1 protein-coding gene is annotated in these 1,078 nt (G+C 54.1%); it reads right to left on the reverse strand.

The window, feature by feature from the left end:
* Positions 1-1,078: plasmid recombination protein (locus C4N22_RS12685; protein ID WP_112149214.1), on the reverse strand; the 1,078-nt coding region annotated here is incomplete at both ends.

Raw genomic sequence — 1,078 nt, forward strand, 5'->3', positions numbered from 1 at the left:
GGCACATTCATGGTGCGCTCCTGCTTGGGAGCAAGAATCTTTTCCAGAAAACCGCGCACCAGTTCAGGAGCACGGTGGAGCGCATCCAGATAGGGCTTTACATCGTACCACAGGTCGTGGTACTTGTTGCTCCAATGAATGGCTTCCTTCTTGGCGGTGGAAAGTTCTTCTTTCAGGCGGCGGTTCTCTACGTCCATCATATAGCCGTGGTCAGCCTGTTTTTTCAGTTTGGAAAATTCTTCTTCGGTCAGCGAGTAGTTGCCGAGGAAGGTGCGCTTACCAATATAATCCAGATCGCGCGCATGAATGAGGGCTTCTTTTGTGAGCGTGACCTTTTTCTGCACAGCGGCAAGTTCCTTTTCGGTCTTGGAGAGGGTTTTGTTGGTTTGGCTGAGGTGCTGCTCTTTCTGGTCAATCTGGGCGGTCAGAGTGTCCAGTCGCTCCTGCTCCCGCTGGACTTTGAACTGGGTGACGGTCAGGTGTTCTTCAGTGCTGCCACGCTCACCGCGCTCTACATCCGTATACCCGGCGTTGCGCATATAGTGGAAGAAATCGTCTTGCAGGACACTGTACGACTTCTTCAGGACTGGCTTGCCGCTCTTTTGCAGGACAGGCTTTCCGGCATCGTCCAGCAGGGGCTTGGAAGCCCACTTCTTGCTTCGGCTGACCTGCATGACGGTCTCCTTGACTGTGCCGACCAGTGCCTTGTCCTTGCAGCGTTTCGACCAGAGGATCTGCTTTTCCACCACAGGCACATAGACCACATGGAGATGATAGTGGTAGACTTCACGGCCTAATGCTTCGGTCATGGCACGGTTGATCTCATCGGCGTGCATGACTGCCGAGAGGATATACTGCTCACCGCCCACGATTTGAACGGCAGCTTGGTAGGCATCCTCATAGAACTGCTTGGCGAACTCGTAGCCGCCGTGGTTGTCAAAGTAGGCCGAGTTGACATCAAAGACAAGCTCGCAGTAATGGGTGGCATCCGGCTTCAAGCCGCGCGTTGAAATCGTGCCAGCGGTTTCCAGTTGGGAGAACAGGTCGGTGTAGCTGGCGGTTGGCTTTTTGAAGTGGA

It is taken from the genome of Faecalibacterium prausnitzii (genome assembly GCF_003287495.1).
GTDB classification, from domain to species: Bacteria; Bacillota; Clostridia; order Oscillospirales; family Ruminococcaceae; genus Faecalibacterium; species Faecalibacterium prausnitzii_I.